This is a genomic window from Ruegeria sp. ANG-R, assembly GCF_000813985.1.
Lineage (GTDB): Bacteria > Pseudomonadota > Alphaproteobacteria > Rhodobacterales > Rhodobacteraceae > Ruegeria.
This window is the reverse complement of the sequence record NZ_JWLJ01000001.1, coordinates 640085-661646: the sequence shown is the minus strand read 5'-3', so window position 1 is coordinate 661646 and position 21562 is coordinate 640085. Positions and strand designations below refer to the sequence as shown.

Annotated in this window: 19 protein-coding genes and 1 pseudogene; 11 read left to right on the top strand and 9 right to left on the bottom strand. The window is 56.1% G+C overall.

The features are described from left to right. Positions 1-133: 133 nt before the first annotated feature. Positions 134-1168: an RluA family pseudouridine synthase gene (locus RA27_RS03335; protein WP_039534959.1), complete on the bottom strand. Its 1035-nt coding sequence runs from the start codon at positions 1166-1168 to the stop codon at positions 134-136. On the opposite strand from RA27_RS03335, the gene RA27_RS03330 reads away from it, so the two are divergent. After that, the gene (locus tag RA27_RS03330) at positions 1167-1469 is read left to right on the top strand and encodes a DUF6476 family protein (protein WP_039534956.1); all 303 of its coding nucleotides are present in this window, start codon (positions 1167-1169) and stop codon (positions 1467-1469) included. The two genes, RA27_RS03335 and RA27_RS03330, sit on opposite strands and share 2 nt — an antisense overlap. A gap of 3 nt (positions 1470-1472) precedes the next feature. Here RA27_RS03330 and RA27_RS03325 read toward each other — a convergent pair whose 3' ends face one another. The 5 genes from RA27_RS03325 to RA27_RS03305 all read right to left on the bottom strand — a co-directional run bounded on the left by RA27_RS03325 (position 1473) and on the right by RA27_RS03305 (position 7433). Next, positions 1473-3473: a hypothetical protein gene (locus tag RA27_RS03325; protein ID WP_039534954.1), complete on the bottom strand. Its 2001-nt coding sequence runs from the start codon at positions 3471-3473 to the stop codon at positions 1473-1475. A 156-nt stretch (positions 3474-3629) separates the two neighbouring features. Continuing rightward, entirely contained in the window at positions 3630-4766 is a 1137-nt protein-coding gene (gene nagA, locus RA27_RS03320) for an N-acetylglucosamine-6-phosphate deacetylase (RefSeq protein WP_039534953.1), read from the bottom strand. Then, the gene (locus tag RA27_RS03315; protein ID WP_039534951.1) at positions 4763-5791 is read right to left on the bottom strand and encodes an SIS domain-containing protein; all 1029 of its coding nucleotides are present in this window, start codon (positions 5789-5791) and stop codon (positions 4763-4765) included. Before RA27_RS03315 ends, nagA begins: the two co-directional genes overlap by 4 nt. 12 nt (positions 5792-5803) lie before the next feature. Continuing rightward, positions 5804-6559, bottom strand: a complete 756-nt coding sequence (locus tag RA27_RS03310; protein ID WP_039534949.1) for a GntR family transcriptional regulator — start codon at positions 6557-6559, stop codon at positions 5804-5806. After that, positions 6546-7433, bottom strand: a complete 888-nt coding sequence (locus RA27_RS03305; protein WP_039534947.1) for a BadF/BadG/BcrA/BcrD ATPase family protein — start codon at positions 7431-7433, stop codon at positions 6546-6548. Before RA27_RS03305 ends, RA27_RS03310 begins: the two co-directional genes overlap by 14 nt. A gap of 161 nt (positions 7434-7594) precedes the next feature. Between RA27_RS03305 and RA27_RS03300 the strand changes: the two genes are divergently transcribed. The 6 genes from RA27_RS03300 (at position 7595) to RA27_RS03275 (ending at position 13622) form a co-directional block, all read left to right on the top strand. Continuing rightward, positions 7595-8515, top strand: a complete 921-nt coding sequence (locus RA27_RS03300) for an N-acetylmuramic acid 6-phosphate etherase (RefSeq protein WP_039534945.1) — start codon at positions 7595-7597, stop codon at positions 8513-8515. Then, the gene (locus RA27_RS03295) at positions 8512-9765 is read left to right on the top strand and encodes an ABC transporter substrate-binding protein (RefSeq protein ID WP_039534943.1); all 1254 of its coding nucleotides are present in this window, start codon (positions 8512-8514) and stop codon (positions 9763-9765) included. The genes RA27_RS03300 and RA27_RS03295 overlap by 4 nt, the downstream gene beginning before the upstream one ends. A 69-nt stretch (positions 9766-9834) precedes the next feature. Then, a complete protein-coding gene (locus tag RA27_RS03290; RefSeq protein WP_039534942.1) occupies positions 9835-10749 on the top strand; it encodes a sugar ABC transporter permease in 915 nt (304 codons plus the stop codon). Positions 10750-10759: 10 nt separating this feature from the next. Beyond that, entirely contained in the window at positions 10760-11599 is an 840-nt protein-coding gene (locus RA27_RS03285; RefSeq protein ID WP_010439354.1) for a carbohydrate ABC transporter permease, read from the top strand. Continuing rightward, the gene (locus tag RA27_RS03280) at positions 11596-12630 is read left to right on the top strand and encodes a Gfo/Idh/MocA family oxidoreductase (RefSeq protein ID WP_039534937.1); all 1035 of its coding nucleotides are present in this window, start codon (positions 11596-11598) and stop codon (positions 12628-12630) included. The genes RA27_RS03285 and RA27_RS03280 overlap by 4 nt, the downstream gene beginning before the upstream one ends. Beyond that, positions 12627-13622, top strand: a complete 996-nt coding sequence (locus RA27_RS03275; RefSeq protein ID WP_039534934.1) for an ABC transporter ATP-binding protein — start codon at positions 12627-12629, stop codon at positions 13620-13622. Before RA27_RS03280 ends, RA27_RS03275 begins: the two co-directional genes overlap by 4 nt. Positions 13623-14095: 473 nt before the next feature. On the opposite strand, the gene RA27_RS03270 is transcribed toward RA27_RS03275, so the two are convergent. After that, on the bottom strand, positions 14096-15781 hold the full coding sequence (locus RA27_RS03270) for a tryptophan halogenase family protein (protein ID WP_039534932.1): 1686 nt from the start codon (positions 15779-15781) through the stop codon (positions 14096-14098). A gap of 292 nt (positions 15782-16073) precedes the next feature. On the opposite strand from RA27_RS03270, the pseudogene RA27_RS03265 reads away from it, so the two are divergent. Next, positions 16074-16462, top strand: a pseudogene (locus RA27_RS03265) (transposase); the annotation flags it as partial. 717 nt (positions 16463-17179) lie between these two features. On the opposite strand, the gene RA27_RS03260 reads toward RA27_RS03265, so the two are convergent. Continuing rightward, on the bottom strand, positions 17180-17533 hold the full coding sequence (locus tag RA27_RS03260; protein WP_039534930.1) for a hypothetical protein: 354 nt from the start codon (positions 17531-17533) through the stop codon (positions 17180-17182). 39 nt (positions 17534-17572) lie between these two features. Between RA27_RS03260 and RA27_RS03255 the strand changes: the two genes are divergently transcribed. Then, positions 17573-18745 (top strand): S8/S53 family peptidase, encoded by a 1173-nt coding sequence (locus tag RA27_RS03255; RefSeq protein ID WP_082025020.1) that lies wholly within the window; start codon positions 17573-17575, stop codon positions 18743-18745. Positions 18746-19378: 633 nt separating this feature from the next. On the opposite strand, the gene RA27_RS03240 is transcribed toward RA27_RS03255, so the two are convergent. Next, positions 19379-20293 (bottom strand): LysR family transcriptional regulator, encoded by a 915-nt coding sequence (locus RA27_RS03240; protein ID WP_039536899.1) that lies wholly within the window; start codon positions 20291-20293, stop codon positions 19379-19381. A gap of 106 nt (positions 20294-20399) precedes the next feature. Here RA27_RS03240 and RA27_RS03235 point away from each other — a divergent pair, with 106 nt between their 5' ends. Together RA27_RS03235 and RA27_RS03230 are read left to right on the top strand one after the other, a co-directional pair. Beyond that, positions 20400-20702: a DUF1330 domain-containing protein gene (locus RA27_RS03235; protein WP_039534924.1), complete on the top strand. Its 303-nt coding sequence runs from the start codon at positions 20400-20402 to the stop codon at positions 20700-20702. Positions 20703-20759: 57 nt separating this feature from the next. Continuing rightward, positions 20760-21542: a CmcJ/NvfI family oxidoreductase gene (locus RA27_RS03230; protein WP_039534922.1), complete on the top strand. Its 783-nt coding sequence runs from the start codon at positions 20760-20762 to the stop codon at positions 21540-21542. Positions 21543-21562 lie beyond the last annotated feature (20 nt).

Below are 21562 nucleotides of genomic sequence, written 5' to 3'. Positions count from 1 at the left end.
TGGACAAATGTTTAAGCCCTTAACATGGGATATGGGTGCCAGACCCGGTATATTCAAGAGGATCTGTTATCAGTCTGAAATTAACCCTATGTAAAGGAAAGCTGAAATTGCCTTTTTCACAAGCCTTTGCAGATTATTTCAGTGGTTTTCTGAGATTTTCCAACAGCGCTGCCATGTCCTGCGGAAGCGGAGCCTCAAATCGCAGCGTCTCGCCGGAAACCGGGTGCACGAACCCGAGCACCGCCGCGTGCAAAGCCTGACGCGGGAAGGCACGCACGGCCTCTGCAGCTTCGGGTGTAAAGGCACGCGCAGAAAGTTTGCGCTTGCCGCCATAGACCGGATCTCCGACAAGCCCGTGGCCGGCATGAGCCATGTGAACACGAATCTGATGGGTTCGGCCCGTCTCAAGCCAGCATTCGATCAATGAGAGACCGCCGGGTGAGCCAAAGACCTCAACAATTCGCGCACGCGTCACCGCATGGCGGCCACCGTGAAACAGAACAGCCTGCTTTTGCCGATCCGTCTTGTGCCGCGCCAACTGAGTCGTCAGACGCATGATGTTGCCGGGCTCAAAACTAACACCTTTGATCCCACGCAACCGGGGCTCATTTGCATCGGGCACGCCATAGCAAACAGCGCGATAGTATCGTTCGACACTATGCGCCTCGAACTGGGCCGCCAGCCCGTGATGCGCCGCATCCGACTTGGCCACCACCAGCAGGCCGCTGGTTTCCTTGTCGATCCGATGCACGATGCCCGGACGTTTGACGCCCCCCACCCCCGAGAGATCATCGCCACAGTGATGCAGCAGCGCATTGACCAGCGTCCCGTTCGGAGAACCCGGCGCCGGATGCACCACCATCCCTGCGGGTTTGTTGATCACGATCAGATCGTCATCCTCAAAGACAACCTCCAGCGGGATGTCTTCGGGGCCGATATGGCTGTCTTCGGCTTCGGCCACCGTGATCCCGACTTGCGCACCCTCGACAATCCGCGCCTTTGGGTCGTCGACGACCGCGCCATCGACCTTCACTGCCCCTTCGCCGATCAAACGCGCCAACCGGGTGCGCGACAGGTTCTCTTCCGCTGGCACATCCCGCGCAAGCGCCTTATCAAGACGGGGCGGCGGCGTGGCCGCGATATGAAACTCTATCAGGCGGGTGCCCATGACTGTCCCTTCCGAACCTCAGGAACCGCAGGAAACACCGCAGCTTCGGCTGCTGCGGCGCATGGTCATGCTGTTGACCGCGGTTATGATTGGCGGGGTTCTAGTGACATTCGCCCTGATTGTCATCCGCCTATCGGACCGCACTCCGACGTTGCCGGATCAGATCGAGCTGCCTGATGGTGCGCACGCGCAGGCGCTGACCATCGGCAACAACTGGTATGCTGTCGTGACCGACGACAATCGCATTCTGATATTCGACAAGACAACAGGAAAACTGCGGCAAGAGATTGCGCTGGACTAGAGATCACGTCTGCCCCGAAAGCCTGTTCAACTGATTGGTAAACCGCTTATAGGGCGGATAAAGGTCGCGCGCCTTCTCAAGATAGGGGCGCGCCTTGTTCTTTTTCCCGCGTCGCATTTGAATCTGACCCGCCATGCCCTGAATGGCGACGGTGATGTCATCCTGATCAGCGGCTTGCAGGATCAGGTCCTCGCCGCGCTCGGCCTCGCCCGTCCGCTCGAGCAAGCGGCCCAATGCGAACAGAAGAAACGGGCTTTCCGGATCGCAGGCTAGCGCCTCGGCCATAGTTCGGTGTGCGGCCTCGATATCCCCTTCCGCCTCATAAAGCTCGGCGAGGCGTTTCTGGTACAGTGTGCTCTCCGGTACCTCGGTTACGATCCGGCGGGTTTTGTCGATGGCCTTCGCGCTCGATATCTGCCCAAGATGCCTTTGCAGAACCACCCTAGCACTCACCAAGCGCGGATCGTCTGCCGATATATCAGGCAGATCCGCCAATGCCGCATTCAGTGCGTCCAGCCGTTTGCGCTGATCAAACAGACGTCTCGCGCGTTGATCCAGCGCAAGCTCAGCCCAGTCCAGCAGGACAAAATCGAAATTGCAGGGACGCCACGCAACCACCTTGTGCTGAACCAGATACAGGTTGTTGAAGGGCGGAAAGCGGCGTTGCCGGACAATGCGCTGTAACGACCAGTCAACTGGGGGCAGCAGTCTGTTAGCCAGATGCGACCGATACAGCATTCTTGACCCCAGAACCACAACATCCGGCCGTAACGGCTTGGCCCAGAACGCTTTTGCAAAATGACGCGTCGCCGCCCAGCGCTTGCCCTGCACACCCAGAATGGCCCCACGCAAGGCACACATGACGGCGTAATCTTCGGGCCAAAGATGCGGGTTCTCCAACCCTTCCTTGGCAAGCGCTTCGCTTTCCTGCCACTTGTCCAGATAGAAACAGTTCAGGGATTGAAGCAGCGGCATAAAGGCGTTGTCGGCTCCGGCATCCAGAATGGGTTTCGCACTCTCATAGGCCTCTTCACAGCGATCCTGAGCCGACAGATATTGCGCCGCCTTCGAGTAGATATGTGCGGCCTCCGAAGGATTCAGAAACGCGGACGGCCCCTGAGCAACCCGTTCGACGACCCGGGTATTGGCATCCTGCAGTTCCGCCTCGGACAGGACATCACGAAACACCTTGCGCTGCTGTCCCGATATCCGGGCCGCAGCCATCGAAAAGGCAGAAATGTAAGGTGCAATCACCTGATCCGCCCGAGACATCGCGTAAAGCTCCAGGAAATCCCTTTGCGCTCGGGTCAAGCCCGACAGGTCCGCAATATCCGACATTTGCATGAGTTGCGGAAACCGAGTTTTGAAGCGGGCAATCAGTTCAGGCTGATCCGAGAACATGATCGCCGTCTGAGCCCTGGATTTCTCCAGGTGGGCCTCGTAAAACTCCTCCGGCTCGATCTTGGCGGGCCAGGTCGAGTGTTTCCACGGCAAACCGTTCAGAATATCGCCACGGCGGATGTGATAGGCCGAAACGCCCTGCCCCGAAAGCTTCTCATCCGCCCGATCCATGATGTGACGTACGTCGTCGATAAACCCGACACTGCGAATGAACTCGCGGTAACGCGGGCGGATGGCTTCAATATCCTCCCATGGAAAGGCGAGAACCTCGAACCCTTCTTCGACCAGAACCGAGCGGCCAGACGCCAAATGGGCAACAAGCCGATCGGGCGAAGGGTCGTTTTGGAAGGCCCAAATCGGCAGCGCGGATTGATTCAGCTTGTCGAACTCTTTCTGGTCGAGAAAATGCGCATCCATCCAGTCAGAAGTGAATAGTTCCTGCGGCTGATCCAATTCCGGCGCATCCGCACCTTGCGGGAACCAGTTTACCCGGTAGTCGGTCTCAAAATCCTCAGCCAGACGGATACAGGTCAGGATCATCAGCAAGCGCGCACCCATCCGATCCTTGCGCTGACCGATGAAGACGCCACGCGTCCCGGTCATAGCAAAATCCGGGCGGTCGCCCTCAAACCGACTATGCCAATCATCTGAAACATTAGGGTATTCCCAAAAACGCGTTTGTCTAACGTCTTACACAACCGTACCACCGGCGGCGAGACACGAAATACGCGGCGTATCGCGTTTCGTCACAAACCGAGGTCAGGTCTTCACCACCGGGCGGGCCTGCGACAAGTCCGGCGATATTCGAATGGCCTGCGAGACCGTGTTCAGCCGCGAGATCGTGTTTTGCGCAATAAGATCAGCGGGAATGCGCGTGGCTGCTGCCAACGCCTCAGGCAATGAAACACCCACTTTCGTCGTCAGCACGCGCAATGCCGTGGCCAGGTCGAGATCAGCCCCGGCCAGCGTTCCATCCTGCAAGGTCAGCCTGCCGTTTTCACGTTGGATGATCCGCCCTTCCAACTGGAATTCGGTCAGTTCCGTTCCGGCGACGGCCATCGCGTCACTGACCAGAAACAGCCGCCCCGGCCCCTGTTTGGCAGCAAGGGCCGCGCGCATTGTTTCGGGGTGAACATGGATCGCATCGGCGATCAACCCGGCAGACATCGCGCCGCTGGCAAGCACCGCGCCGACAAGGCCCGGCTCTCGATTGCCAAGCTGGCTCATCGCGTTGAACAAATGGGTGGCACAATGCGCGCCCGCCTGCATATAGGCCATGCAGGTCTCAAACGAAGCATCGCTGTGCCCCAGCGAAACGATCACCCCTGCTTTTGCGAGCGTTTCAACCTGAGCAGGCGTGACGCTCTCGGGTGCAAGCGTGACCATCAACGCAGGCAGAGCCTTTGCCGCAGCCAACAGTTGCTTTAGATCGGCATCTTCCATCGGCCGGATCAACGCACCGTCATGGGCCCCCTTGCGCCGCCCGGACAGATGCGGCCCCTCAAGGTGCAGGCCGGCAATCCCCTGCACTCCGTTCTGAATGGCTTGCGTTGCGGCTGAGATGGCAGCGGTCGTCTTTTCCGGCGTGTCCGTAATCAAGGTCGGAAGTATGGACGTTGCCCCAAGCTGGCGATGCGCCATGGCGATACACCGCAACGTCTCGACCGAAGGATCGTCATTGAACATGACGCCCCCACCGCCATTGACCTGCAGATCCACGTAGCCGGGGCTGAGGATATCGCCCGACAGATCCTCAACCGCTTCACCCGAGGACAGCTCGGTCTCGGCCACGATAGCGATCAGCCCCCCGTCAACGAACCGGGCGGCGTGGCCGTCCCGCAGCGTCTCACCGTCAAAGATCGGTCCGCCTGCGAAGGTGATGGTCGGATTGGTCATACCGTTTCCGTCACTTTCCGCAGGTGGCGCGGCGCATCCGGGTTGATGCCGCGACGCGTGGCGACGGATTCGACCATGCCGTAAAATGACGCAATCGAGGCCACCGGATCGGTCATCCAGTGCGAGGTGCGGACATGAGGAAGCGGCACGGCGCTTGCCACCCGGTCGGTCGTGGCAAAGACCCTTGCTCCTTTTTCGGCGAGCGTATCGGCAACCTCGGCTATGTTTGCCTCAGCCGCATCGCCGGAGGAGAAGGCGATCACCGGAAACCCCTGATCGATGATTGAAACCGGGCCATGCAACACCTCGGCCGAGGAATAGCTTTCAGCATGGATCTGGCAGGTCTCTTTGAATTTCAATGCCGCCTCGTTTGAGATCGCCCAGGATGTCCCCCGCCCCAGCGTGAACAGAGACTGGCCATCGACAGCTTCAACCACAGCCCCCCAATCGCAGGTGATTGCCTGCGACAGGGCCTCGGGTAGGTTTCGGATTGCCGTCAGCAACGCGTGATCCCCCTTGACCTCTGCCAACAACCAAAGCCCAGCAACAAGCGAGGTCACAAAGGTCTTGGTCGCCGCCACGCTCAATTCGGGTCCGGCATGGATAGGTAGCGCCGATGAGGCAACCCCGGCCAAAGCTGAACCGGTGTCGTTCGTGACAGCAACCGAATAGGCGCCCCCTTCCGTCAGGGATTGGGTCAATCGAACGATGTCGGGGCTCTGGCCTGATTGCGAAACCGAGATACACAGCGCCCCGGGGCACCGCATATCTACCCCGTAAATGGACTTCACGCTCGGCCCCACCGAGGCCATCGGCAAGCCCAGCAACAACTCGGATGCGTATTTCAGATAGCTGCAGGCATGATCTGAAGAACCGCGCGCCACCGATATCAAGAAATCCGGATCATGTTCGCGGATCGCGGATGCGGTCTTTGCAATGGCATCGCCGCCAGCGGTCAAAAGTCGGTCAACTGCAAAGGGTATCTCGTTGATTTCCCGGCGCATTTTAGTAACTTCGATGGACATGAGCCCGGCCTTTCAGGTTGACAGACGCAGCTCTGCCACGAAATCGTAGGCATCGCCGTGATAGATGGATCGGGTCAGTTCAGCGACACGCCCACTTTCGAGATACGAGGTGCGCTGAATACGCAACCCCGCCGTGCCTTCGGCAACATCCAGCAAACCGGCTTCGGTCGCCTCAAGATTGATGGCCGAGATCTTCTGGATCGCACGCACCGGGCGGTTCCCGGATCGTTCGAGGAACGCGTACAAAGACCCGGTGACTTCCGTTGGGTTGGGCAGGATATCCAGCGGCAATGCTGCGCGTTCCAGCGCCATCGGCCGCCCTCCGGCGGCACGCAGACGGTGAATGCGCGCAACCTGATCATTGGCCGAAAGGCCCAACGCCAGCATCTCATCGGGCGACGGCAGAAAAACGCCGCGTTCCAACCACGTCGAGGTCGTTTCAAACCCGCGCCGCTCCATATCCTCGGTGAACGAGGTCAGATGCGACAGCGACTGCTCGACCCGGGCAACGGGCTGACGCACGAAAGACCCCGAGCCCTGCCGCTGTTCGATCGTGCCCTTGCGCACCAGTTCTTGAATAGCCTTGCGGACCGTGACCCGCGACAAATCAGTGAGTTCTGCAATCTCACGCTCGGGCGGAAGTGAACTGTTGGGGGGCAGAATGCCCTCTTCGATCCCCTTTTCAAGCCGTTGACGCAATTGCACGTAACGCGGCCCGGCGGTCTGACCCAGCCACCCCTCGGGGCGCAGGAAATCAGCAACGCTCATGTTCGATCTCCTCTTGAAACGCGCGGGCCAGCGCGATTGCACCGGTCAACGGATCACCCAATGGCTTGGTCAGTTCCTGTTGCATGGCTTCTGGCAGATATGGCGCATATTGCGGACCGATGCCCCCGGTCAGGCAAACTGAAAGGCCCGGCACCCAGCCCATCGCTTTCATCTGATCCACCAGATACCGCGCACCGGCCTCCATGATCGAAACTGCAAGCGCATCGCCCCGCCCCGCATAGCGCGTCACGACAGGAGCCAGCGCGCCGAACTCGGTCGGCGACATCCCGGATGCAGCCTTAACGACACCGGCAGCGCCATCGAAACGTGACAGCAGACTGTCCGCCAGTTCTGACGCTGGCTGCACTCCGTCGACACAATCGAGCGTGCGGGTCAAAGCGCACCGCCCGACCCATTGCGCCGAAGCCTGATCGCCAAGAACCGGACCCCAGCCTCCTGCAAATGAACGCTGCCCCCCCGTCTGCACAGCCAGAAAGGACCCAGTACCGCAATGGGCCACAAAACCGTCTTTTACCCCCAATGCACCGCGCAAGGCGGCCGGTCTGTCATCTTCGATGCGAACACGATCAAACGGCAGCACTGCTGCCAGCCGCTTGGACATCGCTTTGCCGGTGATCCCTGCCAGCCCCAGATAGGCTGAGGCCCGGTCAATCTGACCCGCATCCAAACCAGTATGCCCTGCCAACATGGCAAATCCACGCTTCAGTTCGGCACATGCCGCATCAAAATCGGTCGACACATTTGCCGCCCCGACCTCAACCTGCTGAACAAGAGAACCGCAAACGACAGCAATACGGCAACGTGTACCGCCGCCATCAACGGCCAGAGCGATGTTATCAAAAGGACGACTCATACAAATACCTTTATAATACCTATTTCCACTTTTAAAGACCCAATTATGACCAAATATGATATATTAGGACGATTAGAGTGAAGTATGCTGTCATAAAAATATAATGGTAGACTAATGGTATCTAAAAGGTATGATACGCAGAACTCAAGGGGGAGAATCACGTGGCCACGCCAGTAACAGAACAGCTGCATCAGGATGCGATCGGGCTTGACGCCCGCCCGCTGAACGAAGTCGCCGAACTTCTGGCCCGATCGCAATCCGATGCTGCCGCCGCCCCTCTCGCCTCACTCACCCCAATATGCACCGGAGCGAAGGCGATGGCGCAAACAATTCGCTCCGACGGTATTCTGCGCTATCTCGCGGCGGGCTCATCCGGCCTGATGGCTGCCTCGGACGCATTGGAACTGGGTGGCACCTATTCGATACCTGCCAGCCAGATTCGTATTCATATGGCGGGCGGATTGCCGTCCGGAGTCGAAATGCCCGGAGACGTTGAGGATGCCACCGACAATCTCGGTCACGAACTTGCCGACCTGTCGACCAAAGATACGCTGATCACGGTCTCGGCCAGCGGAACCACACCCTACACCGTCGCGGCAGCGCGGATTGCCCGAGCCAAAGGCGTCACGGTTATCGGTATAGCAAACAATGGCGGCACCGAACTTTTGCAACTGGCCGACCACCCCATTCTGCTATCCACGCCGCCCGAACTGATCTCGGGCTCGACCCGTATGGGTGCGGGCACGGCGCAAAAAATTGCATTGAATATGCTGTCCACGCTCATGGCGATAGATCTGGGGCATATTCAGGACGGTATGATGATCAACCTGCGCGCCGACAACTATAAATTGCGCACCCGGGCAAAGGGAATCGTTTGCCAGCTGACGGGTGTCACACCCGAACTGGCCGCATCAGCGCTGAATGCGGCGGATGGCAACCTCAAATGCGCAGCCCTTATGGCTGCAGGTGCCAGGACGCAGAACGATGCGCTGGCATTGCTGCGCGCAACCAATGATCATCTCCGCCCCGCGCTGGAAAAGATCAGGAATAAAGAAACCACCAACCTGGGAGACACGAAATGAAACGCAAAATACTTAGCATGGCCTTGATGAGCACCGCGCTTGTCGCAAGCAGTGCCTATGCCCAAGACGCCACACTGACCATCGAAAGCTGGCGCAACGACGATCTGTCTCTCTGGCAGGATAAAATCATCCCCGCCTTCGAAGCCGAGCATCCGGGCATCAAGGTTGTCTTTTCTCCGTCCGCGCCGGCTGAATATAACGCTGTCCTGAATTCCAAGCTGGAAGCGGGTTCTGCGGGCGATCTGATCACGTGCCGTCCGTTTGATGCGTCGCTGGCACTATATGAAGGCGGGCACCTGACCGACCTTTCCGATCTGGATGCGATGGGCAATTTCTCGGACGTGGCGAAATCTGCATGGCAGACCGATGACGGGTCGGCCAGCTTCTGCGTTCCGATGGCCTCGGTGATCCACGGCTTCATCTACAACAAGGATGCGTTCAACGAGTTGGGCATCGAAGTTCCAACCACCGAAGCTGAGTTCTTTGCGGCCCTCGACAAGATCAAGGAAGACGGCACCTATATCCCAATGGCGATGGGCACCAACGATCAGTGGGAAGCCGCCACAATGGGCTATAACAATATTGGCCCGAACTACTGGAAGGGTGAAGAGGGTCGTCAGGCGCTGATCAAGGGCGAGCAGAAGCTGACCGATCCTCAATGGGTTGCCCCTTATGCGACGCTGGCCAAATGGGCGGATTATCTGGGCGACGGATATGAGGCACAGACCTATCCCGATAGCCAGAACCTGTTCACACTGGGCCGCGCTGCGATCTACCCCGCAGGCAGCTGGGAAATCGCAGGGTTCAACACGCAAGCCGATTTTGAAATGGGCGCTTTCAAGCCGCCGGTCCAGAACGCAGGCGATACCTGCTATATTTCGGATCACACCGATATTGGCATCGGTCTGAATGCAGCCAGCGAAAATCAGGAAGCCGCGCGCACTTTCCTTGCCTGGGTCGCAAGCCCAGAATTCGCCAGCATCTTTGGCAACGCGGTTCCCGGGTTCTTCCCGCTTTCAAATACTCCGGTTGAGTTGGAAGACCCGCTGGCCAAGGAAATCGTCGGTTGGCGGGATGAGTGCGAAAGCACGATCCGCTCGACCTACCAAATCCTGTCGCGCGGCACGCCGAACCTCGAAAACGAGACTTGGGGGGCATCCGTTGCAGCCATCAAGGGTGCAGAGACACCCGAAGCGCTGGGTCAGCAGCTGCAAGACGGTCTGGCCAGCTGGTACGCACCGCATCAGTAACACCTAGGCCACTCACACCGGACGCGGCCACCGCGTCGCGTCCGGGCACTATTTTCCCCGGAGATTCCCATGCAGACCCGCCGCATACGCTGGCACATTGCCGTTTTCCTCGCCCCTGCGGTGCTGGTCTACACGGCGGTGATGATCTTCCCCTTGTTCAACACACTGCGCCTCGCACTGTTCACCGAGGTCGATCAGACACGTATCTACGTGGGCCTGCAGAATTTCCGCACCCTGTTCTTCGATCCGATCTGGTCCGAGCAGTTCTGGAACGCTTTGGGCAACAACTTCTGGTTCTTCCTGATCCACATGCTGGTGCAGAACCCAATCGGTATCGCTCTGGCGGCACTACTTTCGCATCCCCGCCTGCGGTTTGCGGCGCTCTACCGGTCCGCGATTTTCATTCCGACCATTCTGAGCTTTGTCATTGTCGGATTCGCGTGGAAATTAATCTTGTCCCCGCTTTGGGGCATTGCACCTTCGATGCTGGACGCCGTTGGTCTTAAGTCTCTGTTTGCACCATGGCTGGGCAAGGAAGAGTACGCGCTGACGACACTGGCACTTGTCTCGGTCTGGCAATTCGTCGGCATCCCGATGATGCTGATCTATGCCGCACTGCTGTCGATCCCCGAAGAAATCCTTGAGGCCGGAGAAATAGACGGCATCACCGGAGCCTCGGCTTTCTGGAAGATCAAACTGCCGTTGATCATTCCTTCAATCGGGATCATCTCAATCCTGACTTTTGTAGGCAATTTCAACGCATTCGACCTGATCTATGTCTCGCAAGGCGCGCTGGCTGGGCCGGATTTCTCGACCGATATCCTGGGCACCTTCATGTACCGCACCTTCTTTGGCTTCCAGCTGCAACTGGGCGACCCGCATATGGGCTCCGCCATCGCTGGCGCGATGTTCGCGATCATCCTCGTGGGTGTCTGTATCTACCTCTTCGGCATCCAGACCCGGATGCGCCGGTATCAACTGTGAGGGTGAACGCATGAACAAAGCACGCCAAAACCCGCTGAACACAGCCGCCATGCACGGGGCCCTGATCCTCTACACGTTGATCGCCCTCTTCCCGGTCTTTGTGATCATCATCAACAGCTTCAAAACCCGACGCTCGATTTTCCGCGAGCCACTCGCCCTGCCTGATGCCGAGAGCTTTTCGCTTATCGGTTACCAGACGGTGATGAAACAAGGGGATTTCTTCCTTTATTTTCAGAACTCGCTGATCGTGACCGTGGTATCGCTGGCTTTTGTTCTGTTGTTCGGCGCAATGGCTGCTTTTGCGCTGAGCGAGTACAAGTTCAAGGGCAACACCCTGATGGGCCTCTATCTGGCACTTGGGATCATGATCCCGATCCGCATCGGCACCGTAGCGATACTTGAGATGATGGTGGCAACCGGTTTGGTGAACACCCTTTGGGCCCTGATCCTTGTCTATACCGCGCAAGGTCTGCCGCTGGCGGTGTTCATCCTGTCTGAATTCATGCGGCAAGTCTCGGACGATCTGAAGAACGCAGGCCGCGTCGATGGGCTGTCCGAATACACCATATTCTTCCGATTGGTCCTACCGCTGGTCCGCCCCGCCATGGCGACCGTGGCCGTGTTCAACATGATCCCCATCTGGAACGACCTCTGGTTCCCGCTGATCCTTGCCCCGGCCGAGGAAACCAAAACACTGACGCTGGGCAGCCAGGTCTTTATCGGCCAGTTCGTCACCGACTGGAACGCGGTTCTGTCGGCGCTCAGCATGGCGATCCTGCCGGTGCTGGTGCTCTACGTCATCTTCTCACGCCAACTGATCCGCGGCATCACTTCAGGAGCTGTCAAATGACCAAAGTTCTGATCGCTGGCCTCGGCAATATGGGGTTGAGCCACGCTTTGGCCCACCACACCCATCCGGACGCGCAGATTGTTGGGTTGGTGAACCGATCCGGTCGCGTCGACCATCCTGACCTGTCAGGCTATCCGGCTTATTCAGATTTTCAGGCAGCTCTGACTGAGACCAACCCTGATCTGGTGGTCGTCGCCACCTATTCTGACAGCCATGCTGATTACGCCTGCACTGCGATGGAGGCCGGAGCGCATGTCTTCGTTGAAAAACCACTAGCGACCACTGTGGCTGATGCCAAGCGCGTCGTCGCGAAAGCAATTGAGACCAACCGCAAACTGGTGATCGGTTACATCCTACGCCACCACCCCTCATGGATGCGCCTGATTTCCGAGGCGCGCGACCTGGGCGGGCCATACGTGTTCCGGCTGAACCTCAACCAGCAAAGCAGCGGGGCCGAGTGGGAGACGCACAAGGCCCTGATGCAGACCACCTCACCCATCGTCGATTGCGGTGTGCATTATGTCGACGTGATGTGCCAGATCACGGACTCAGCCCCCGTGCGCGTCCACGGCATGGGCCTGCGGCTGAGCGATGAAATCGCCGAAGATATGTACAACTACGGTCAGTTTCAGGTGGTCTTCGAGGATGGCTCCGTCGGCTGGTACGAGGCCGGTTGGGGCCCGATGATGTCTGAAACCGCGTTCTTCGTGAAAGACATCGTCTCGCCCAACGGCTCGGTCTCAATTACCGACGGCTACAAGGGTGCTTCAGCCGATATCGACGGCCACACAAAAGTCGGCGGGCTTTTGATCCATCGTCCTGACGGCGACAAGACAATCGACATGCCCGATGAGCCAGGCCATCAGGAACTCTGCAACGCCGAGCAGGCATACATGCTGCAAGCGATCGCCGAGGACATCGACTTGACCCGCCACATGAACGATGCCGTGCAATCTCTGGCCATCTGTCTAGCCGCGGACGAAAGCATTCGTACCGGCCAACCCATTTCGCTGAACGAGGCACCCAAATGACCGCCCTGACGCTAACGAACGTGAACAAGTCCTTCGGTACAGTCGAAGTCCTCAAAGATATCAGCATCGAAGTGGAAGATGGTGAGTTCGTCGTCTTTGTCGGCCCCTCGGGCTGCGGCAAGTCCACCCTACTGCGCGTGATTGCGGGGCTAGAGGATGTGACCTCGGGTGAAGTGCGTATCGGGGGAGAACTTATGAACCTTACCCCACCCTCCAAACGCGGTATCGCCATGGTGTTCCAGAGCTACGCGCTCTATCCCCACCTGAATGTGCGCAAGAACATGTCGTTGGCACTGAAACAGGAAGGTCAGAGCAAGCAGGTCATCGAAGAGCGCGTCGCCAAGGCCAGCAAGATGCTGAATCTTGAGCCATATATCGACCGCTACCCCTCTGAATTGTCCGGTGGCCAACGCCAACGGGTCGCCATCGGTCGCGCCATCGTGCGTGAACCCAAACTGTTTTTATTCGACGAGCCGCTTTCCAATCTGGACGCCGCCCTGCGCATGAACACGCGGCTTGAGATCGCCAACCTGCATCAGCAGCTCGATGCGTCGATGATCTACGTCACCCATGACCAGACCGAGGCGATGACGCTCGCCGACAAGATCGTCGTCCTGCGCGACGGGCGCGTTGAACAGGTGGGCAGCCCGATGGAGCTATATAACAATCCCGCCAACCAGTTCGTCGCAGGCTTCCTCGGCGCTCCGTCGATGAATTTCTTCCCCGCCAGCGTAATCGGCGACAGCGCGGACACAACGTTGGGCATCCGCCCCGAGGACCTGTACCTGACCGACGACGGCCCCCTGACTGCGAACGTGACCCATGTCGAGCATCTGGGCGGAGACACCAACGTAATCGCGATGATGCAGGGCCATCAGATCACCGCGCGCCTGTTCGGTCAACATGATGTAAATACCGGCGAAGCGGTTCGTCTGGCTTACGTACAAGACCGAACCTATAGCTTCGACCGGAAAGGCACTCGCCTAAGCTGATCACCCTCAGGATGATAGTGCGGTCGTACGGCACGGAGAACTTAACAAGCGCGATCCACGTGGCATATTCCGTAAGCAGTGTGCCAATCGTAACGACGGTCAGAACCGGGTGAGCGAGGCGTTGGCATCGACATCGTTCAATTGTCAGGTTTCGGTGATCGACGCGAGTATGGCCTGGCTCTGATCACAGACCTCATGTCCTGAAACGAGGATGTCCTCGTGGTCAAACCTCAGGGCGATCACCGAGATCAGGTAAGGAATAGGGAAGGCAGATCAACCTCGTCCTGAGCAGTTTTCATGCCAGTATAGCAAGGCCGATCCCCTTTCTTATCCCCCAACGATCACGACGACATTTCGCGCCTGCGTGTCACCAAAACCAATTCGAAGCCCTGACGGACACCCTGAAATTGAGACTAAAACCCAGCCCGCAAATGTCATCCAAAGAGACTCTTCACGCAGCACGCGAAGAACTTCTAGAACAGTTGCAAATCCTTCTCTCCGCTTTGGATTTCGGCAAGGTTCGGCATGTTCTGAACCGCCACTGGCGCCGGCGCCCCGCCTGGCAGAGCCACCGTCGGTTTCATGGCCGCCGCCATACCAAAGGCTGGTTGCTCAAGTTCGCCTCGGATATCGCGCAGCAGCGTTTTGTGATCCGGCATCGATTTGATTATCCGCGCAAGATCCGCCTTTGCGGTCTTCATACCCTGAAACCAGATCGGTTTTTTCAACGGCCGCAGACGGTCGCGGATACCAGTCCCGTAACCCGTATCGTAAACCTGCTTACCCAGAAGAACCGTCTGATAAACACGATGGTCGAATAGCGTAGTAAACTCGGTATCGTGGTTCAATGGCAGACGATGCTGCCACAATTCCAGATTCTCGGCCAACCGATCCGGCAACTTCATCTCGGTTCGTGCGTCGATCCAATACTGATCATCCGTACGGTTGCCCAATCGATAGTGCAGACAGATGAACTCCAGAACCTCGTTATAGAGCTTGTCCATCTGCCGATTGTATCTGGCTCGGAGCGGTGGCTCGATGTCTCGCGTAGGCAAATGCTCGGCAAACCAGCGTACCGCATGATCAATCATATGGATCGCTGTACTCTCTAACGGCTCAATAAATCCACCCGACAGACCGATCGCCACACAGTTCTTGACCCAGGCATTGCGCACACGCCCGACGCGCATCGGAATTATGCGCGGCGTCGCACCCTTGCCACTGTCACCAAGCCATTCGAGGTATTCATCTGCCGCCTGATCATCCGTACGGTGCGCGGATGAGAACACATAGCCCGTGCCCACACGATTGTAGAGCGGCACTCGCCATGTCCAACCCGCGCCAAGTGCGGTCGACCGCGTGAGGCTTTCGATCTTGTCTGGATTGGGATGCTCGATCTGCAACGCCATGGCGCGGTCATTGGGCAGATAGTCCGAGTAGTCCATGAACGGCTCGCCAAGCGCCTGGTTGATGATCAACCCGCGGAAGCCGGTGCAATCCACGACCATTTCGATGTCGTGGCGACCTTTGCGTTCCAGCATCAGATGGCTGACGTTGCCCTGCTCGTCCAGCTCAACCGATTGTACCTCGTCCTGAATATGCTCGACGCCGCGCTTGGTGCAGACCTTGGTGAGCATCCCTGCAAACTTCACAGCATCCAGATGATAGGCATAGCCAAACCGCTGTTCAAATTCGGGCTGACCCAATTGCCGTGCGCCTTTGCACAGGCGACCCAGGTGATCGTGCGGAGAAATGGACTGTGTGAAATCCCGATCCCCATTCCCAAAGCGCAGGAAATACTCGGCCGCGTCCAACCCCTGCAACATCTGGCCATGCGCAAAAGGGTTCACATAGTCGATGCGATTACCCTTGGCGTCTTTGTTCCAATTGCAGAACTTCACACCCAGTTTGAACGATGCGTTGGTTTCGCGAAAAAAATCCCGCTCTGAAATACCCGCCTGACGGATCGTGACCGGCATACGCGGTACAGTGGCCTCGCCCACACCCACGGTGGCGATATTCGGGCTCTCGATCAGGCAGATCTGCGGGCGATCTTTGGTTGCCGAAGTGCGTGAGAACACCATGTCCAAGATCAGCGCGGTCATCCAACCGGCTGTACCACCACCCACAATGGTGATTTTACGCAAACGATTGCTCATATTTTTCTGTCCCTGTTGGCTTTGGGAATTATGTGGCTGCCGCCCCTTTTCTATTTTGGGGTTTTTGTAGCAACCTTCCCTTTGGCATGAGGGAAACTATAGCAGCTTTCCGGTGCCTAGCCAGACTCTGGCCCCACTAATTATGAGTATGGCGGCATTTTCTACTCTAGACTGTTTCAAGCCTTGAACATCGTGTGATGTGATGCGCAACTTGTTTCTGGTTGTCGAACATATGCAGGCCTCGGTTGCCGAGCGGCAGCGTGCCAAAAATGCGGAGCAAACCTCCAACCGCATGAAGAGCCGTTTCACGGAAGCCCAGATCGTTGGGATGATCAAAGAACACGACGCCGGGATGCCTGCTGCGGAGGTGTGCCGCAAGCATGACCTGAGGCAGGGCACATTCTACAAATACAAATCGAGGTATGGCGGCATGGAGGTGTCCGATGTCGCGAAGCTGAGAGCGATGGAAGACGAGAATGCCAAGCTCAAGCGGCTGCTGGCTGACGCCATGCTGGACAATGTCGTCCTGAAGGATTTTCTGGGAAAGAACTGACGACGCCAAGCGAACGGCGGGATGTAGCGTTCAGCGAGATGCGGGATCACGACGTCTCGCAACGCCGGGTCTGCAAGCTCGTTGGTGTCGAACCCAAAACTGTCCGGCACGAACGCCCGCCCGACAATCCTGCTGATCCGGTGTGGCCCACATCAACATGACCCTGCACCGCATGAACACTCGCGTTCTGGTGCAACGGTTCATGAATGACGCCAATGGCAAACGTGGCATCAGTTGCGAAGCAAGAAGCAACTTATTGAACGTTTCATCTCGCAGAACTTCCCTGGTCTCCTCGTTACCGCACACGTAGGAGCAGAATTCAATTCCCACTGGAACGAGCAGAGGTGAATGGTTATTCACGATAAAGTTGCATTTATATCAGTATTTACGACATAATATTCAGATGCACATTTTGAATACTGATTTCTTACCGGATGGAGCTTGAACTCCCAGACATGTAAAAAACGCATTTGGCTTAGACGAGGCGATCAGGCTTCCCGGCACACACTGGAAACACTTTGATTAGCTGGCTTCGAATGGCACCGACATGGACCCGTTCACCATGGAATGTGATATTAATCGGCATATTGGCCAACCCTACCAGATCAGCCTCTCCGGATTTGTTTGCAAGAAACTGGTCAAGGATGAGGTACGTCGTCACCGATCTGATGAAGATGTGCCTTTATTCATCAATTCATACCGTGTCGTCGAATAGTCGGTGCTGTTGTTAGGAGCGTCTCGAAAATGCCGAGCAAATTTATTCCTTCTACACGCCGGACTAATAACTACCACTTCACCAGAGAGCGATACAGAATCGATTATGCAAGCAACGTTTATTGCCATGTCTATTTAGAAGCAGAGGTAGAGCAAAAGAGATCCAGATTACTCTGTGTGACTACCTCGACAAGAAGTTGAGCATCAAAATCAACCTGGACCTCTGACGAAATAATCTGCGTGCAAACTCCCAATAGTTCTGGTGCAGCGCGGGCTACGGGCCGCACACTTCCAGCAGGAGTGCATAGAGCCTTCCTTAACTGAGCTTCCACTGCTCGCAGGAACAAAATAGCTTTCAGCTTCAGTCGTTCGACCCGGCTTTCTTCTCTCCCGTCGTTCAGCAAATCCAACATGCCACCTTCGGGTTGCCATTTAACGTCCTCAAGGGCTTGACCCAAAGCAACTAAAGAGCTTTCTATTTCCAAGGTCTTCTCCAATCGAATATCACAGAAATTACAACAAAAATGCCAACATTGTCAGTGTTTTCAAGTGGAAATTTAAAACTAAAAGCTCATGTTGAATGCTACAAAAACAACAAAAAACTGCGTTTTCTGACAACTGAGAACAACGGACAAGCAGAATTAAAACCGGATGTAGACACGATTGTTGTCCATCCTCTTGGAAGCTGTTGGTCTATGCTGAAACCAGTAAATGACAAAGATTTAGACTGCATCTGTCCGGAGATACGTCCGGAACACATGAATTGGTGGCATCAAACCATGGGTGTAAGTTCTCCAAGTATCTGTGAGAACATTGCAATTGGCGTGATCGACACTGGCTTTCTAGGTCACAAAAACATCCCCAGTTTAGTGTATCACTCGAAGCATTCTGACACTCCGTTAAAAGAAGATAGTCATGGCTCACAAATCGTCAGACTGATCACCAATGGAGCCAACGGTTTTGAGAACGGCCTTTTATCAGACGTTAAGATTCATTTCTTCGACGCAAAATTAAACGCATCTAGTTCCTTGGCTCGTGGCGTTACATTTCCAACGGAGAAGTTAGACGAAAATCTTGTGATCGAAGGCATCGACTATCTGTCTGGCGTAGTCGGTGTAGACCTGATCAACCTATCTGCAGGCTGCAAAGAGGCGGTAGAACCAGAGGTTTTGACCGAGGCAATCAAAACCGCCGAGCTAAGAGGATGCTTGGTCATTGCTGCTACCGGCAACGAAGGGCACTACGAAGCCTCACTTCCCGCCAGACTTCCAGAAGTGGTTGGTGTGGGTGGCGTTGGTGTTAGCAACATCGCACCACGTGGGACTTATGTTGACTTGATGCAAGGCAATGCAGAAGCAGACAACCAAGTCGGCAGTGTTTCCGGAGTTGGGGAATTTTTCGTTCACGCGCGGTCTTGCAGATCCAAAGGTCTTGATGTCATAGCCCCAAGCATCGGAGTTACATTGACCATGAGCACTGGTTATGTTACTGATATTGAAGGAACATCGTTTGGATGCCCAATGGTTACAAGTGTCCTAGCAAAAAAACTGGACCAAGACCAAGTATACCTTGAAGCCAGCGCTGAAAGGCGGGCACAAAGAGCGCGTGCTGTTTTGCAGGGCATGTGCCGCGATGTTGGATTTAACAAAAATGATCAAGGCATGGGCATACCCATGCTAGAAGGCAGAGCAAAATGATACAGGCGACAGTAGCTTACACGGCAGACTTCATAGTTAGAAAGCGAGACAGTAAACTCAGTCCAGCTATTGAATTCGAGCTTAAAAAGAAACCATTTGTAACAGTAGAAGAGACGTTTCCTTCAGGGAATCGTGCATATGTAACAGCGGACGTAAAAAACATAGGTGAACTGAGAAAACGGCTTGGCGAAAACTATGTTGCGAGCAGTCTTCCCAAAATGGAACCTTACTGACAAGTTTGCCACCAACAGAAACGAACGGTCATAGCCTCATTCATGATCACAGTTCTTTGCGCACGGAATAAACCAAAATTGAAGTTAGCGGCTTGGCCGTCCCACGTGCCCCCCTCTTTGGCAGCTTTCATGCCTGCCTTGGTGCATTCGCTAATTAGGCTGCGTTCATATTCGGCGAAAACGGCCAATTGACCAAAGATCATCCGCCCCACGGCTGTTGATGTGTCGATCCCTTGCGTGATGGCGTGGAAATGGATGTCTTGGTTTTGCAGGTCTTCTCAGAATAGAAAGCAAATGGATAGTAGACTGTCCCAACCTGTCGAGCTTCCAAACGGTGAGCGTGTCACCTTAGCCAATGCTGCGCTTTACATGAATGGCGGCTTAACAAGCAAATTGACCCTCACAGAATATGCTCATGCCATGCAGGGTTCTTCCCGATGCGATCGAGAAGAAAGTCGATAAACACCCGCACCTTTACTGAGAGAACGTTCGTTTGCGGATAGATCAGCCAAAGTGCGGTGTCGGCAACGCAGGTGTAGTCAGGGAGGACGCGGACGAGACAACCCGATGCAAGTTCTTGATGAACGCTCCAGAGGGAATGTGGTGCGATGCCAGCACCGGCGAGCGTTGCCACCTTGTGGCTGTATCCATCGTCAATGATCAAATTACAGCGGCCTCGGTTTGGGTCAAAGTCTGTATGCGTACCGTCATCTTTGATCATGCGATGTGGCAGATCATTTCCGAATGCCACCAGGTGATGGTCCTGCAGGTCATCAGGCGTCTCTGGCCGCCCGTTCTTTTGGAGGTATTCCGGTGAAGCACACAGGATGCGGGTATCATCGGCGAGTTTGCGACCACGTAGGCTTGAATCCTCAAGAACGGCATTCCTGAGCGCCAAATCGAAACTGCCATCGATCAGGTCGAACTGTTTGTCCGACAGCCGCATATCCAAACGCAAGTCTGGGTGATCCCTCATGAAGTCTGGCAGAATGGGCGCGATGTAGAGTTGGGCAAAGGTGCTTGGCGCGGTGAAGCGCAACGTGCCCGATACCCGCGCCTTGCCCTGGCCTAACGCGGCTCTGGCGGCGTCCTCGCGCGCCACGATGTCTCTGGCATAGGGCAAAAACTCTAGCCCTTCCGTCGAGAGTGCGACCTTCCGGGTGGACCGGTGAAGTAGGTCGGCCCCCACACTTTTCTCCAGTTTGCTCATCCATGCACTTGCGACCGACGGGGCAATCCCGAGTTCCCTCCCTGCTGCGCTGATGTTCAACTTGTCGGCGGCCAGCACGAAGAGGCGCAGAGTATCCGTTTCCATCATTATATCCAAAATCAGAATTATTATTTCCGATCTGACCCAGTTTATTCCGATTTTGCAATGGCACATATCAGTCGCGAACAAACGACCCAACCGGAGACACCCTATGGCCTACTATTCCGTTCTCGCCGTCACGCCATCCAGCGAAGATTGGATTCCCGCCTATCTGCCAGCAGCGAACAAGCTGGTTGCAAAGCACGGCGGCAAGTATTTGGCCCGCACCGCATCGCACGAACAGGTGGAGGGCAGCGAACAAGCTGCTGCACTCCGCATCATTCTTGAATGGCCATCGAAAGAGGCTGCGATGAACTTCATGAATGATCCGGAATACAAGCCGCATCTCGATTCCCGGACCGCAGGATCGGACAGCTACCACTTCGTGATCGAAGGCAAAGACGATCTCGCCTGACTTCCTAACGTCGGCCCGGTGTGACGCATCGGGCCAATTGCAACGAGGACATTCAAGATGCCACGCACTGCTAAGGTGAACTACCACGTTCACGCATCTGAGCGGCAAGCCTACCATATTGATGCCGGTGGCGTTGTAGGGCAGATCATCTCGCCTGAGCACGCCGTGACCGAAGTCCAACTCACGGATGTCCGCACAAATGGCAGCGTGAGTTTTGACAACGATAGTGTTGGGTTTCTGACCGTCCCCTCGACTGTAAGCACATTCGATCAAGTTCACGCTTGGCAGGACACTTATGATCAGGAGCTAACGACCCTGCTCAGACGTGAAGTGGGTGCAACTGAGGCCATCATCTTTGACCACACCGTGCGTATTGACGACCCTAACGCGACCCGCAAACCCGCCCGCAACGTTCACAGCGACTATAGCCCCGAAGGCGCACATCAAAGGCTGATCGACATATTAGGTGCGGCCAAGGCCGCTGAATGGTCAGAAGGTCACTACGGCTTCATCAATGTGTGGCGTCCGATCGAAGACCCGATCAACTCGGCACCTTTGGGCTTTGTTCGGCCTTCCAGCGTAGCCGATGAAGACTGGCTCTTGCTGGACCTGATTTACCCCGACCGGAAGGGGCATATTATGGGGCTGGTTGCGAACCCAAACCACGAATGGGTGTATCAATCTCGTATGACTCCGGACGAAGTGGCAATATTCAATATCTATGACAATCGAGGCAAGCCTTCGGTTGCTCATTCGGCGCTGGACATGGTCGAGGACCCGGCGATCAACACAGTCCGGCAAAGCATCGAGAGCCGCACACTGGTGCGCTTTGGTGAGTGAGATGTTAGATAGGCAGATGA

Bases quoted from the DNA above. Each gene is read 5' to 3' on its own strand.
- RA27_RS03290 (WP_039534942.1), top strand. From the start codon at position 9,835: ATGCAGACCCGCCGCATACGCTGGCACATTGCCGTTTTCCTCGCCCCT.
- RA27_RS03255 (WP_082025020.1), top strand. From the start codon at position 17,573: ATGCCAACATTGTCAGTGTTTTCAAGTGGAAATTTAAAACTAAAAGCT.
- RA27_RS03295 (WP_039534943.1), top strand. From the start codon at position 8,512: ATGAAACGCAAAATACTTAGCATGGCCTTGATGAGCACCGCGCTTGTC.
- RA27_RS03240 (WP_039536899.1), bottom strand. From the start codon at position 20,293: ATGGAAACGGATACTCTGCGCCTCTTCGTGCTGGCCGCCGACAAGTTG.
- RA27_RS03315 (WP_039534951.1), bottom strand. From the start codon at position 5,791: ATGTCCATCGAAGTTACTAAAATGCGCCGGGAAATCAACGAGATACCC.
- RA27_RS03325 (WP_039534954.1), bottom strand. From the start codon at position 3,473: ATGACCGGGACGCGTGGCGTCTTCATCGGTCAGCGCAAGGATCGGATG.
- RA27_RS03305 (WP_039534947.1), bottom strand. From the start codon at position 7,433: ATGAGTCGTCCTTTTGATAACATCGCTCTGGCCGTTGATGGCGGCGGT.
- RA27_RS03335 (WP_039534959.1), bottom strand. From the start codon at position 1,168: ATGGGCACCCGCCTGATAGAGTTTCATATCGCGGCCACGCCGCCGCCC.
- RA27_RS03330 (WP_039534956.1), top strand. From the start codon at position 1,167: ATGACTGTCCCTTCCGAACCTCAGGAACCGCAGGAAACACCGCAGCTT.
- RA27_RS03235 (WP_039534924.1), top strand. From the start codon at position 20,400: ATGGCCTACTATTCCGTTCTCGCCGTCACGCCATCCAGCGAAGATTGG.
- nagA (WP_039534953.1), bottom strand. From the start codon at position 4,766: ATGACCAATCCGACCATCACCTTCGCAGGCGGACCGATCTTTGACGGT.
- RA27_RS03285 (WP_010439354.1), top strand. From the start codon at position 10,760: ATGAACAAAGCACGCCAAAACCCGCTGAACACAGCCGCCATGCACGGG.
- RA27_RS03230 (WP_039534922.1), top strand. From the start codon at position 20,760: ATGCCACGCACTGCTAAGGTGAACTACCACGTTCACGCATCTGAGCGG.
- RA27_RS03310 (WP_039534949.1), bottom strand. From the start codon at position 6,559: ATGAGCGTTGCTGATTTCCTGCGCCCCGAGGGGTGGCTGGGTCAGACC.
- RA27_RS03275 (WP_039534934.1), top strand. From the start codon at position 12,627: ATGACCGCCCTGACGCTAACGAACGTGAACAAGTCCTTCGGTACAGTC.
- RA27_RS03270 (WP_039534932.1), bottom strand. From the start codon at position 15,781: ATGAGCAATCGTTTGCGTAAAATCACCATTGTGGGTGGTGGTACAGCC.
- RA27_RS03280 (WP_039534937.1), top strand. From the start codon at position 11,596: ATGACCAAAGTTCTGATCGCTGGCCTCGGCAATATGGGGTTGAGCCAC.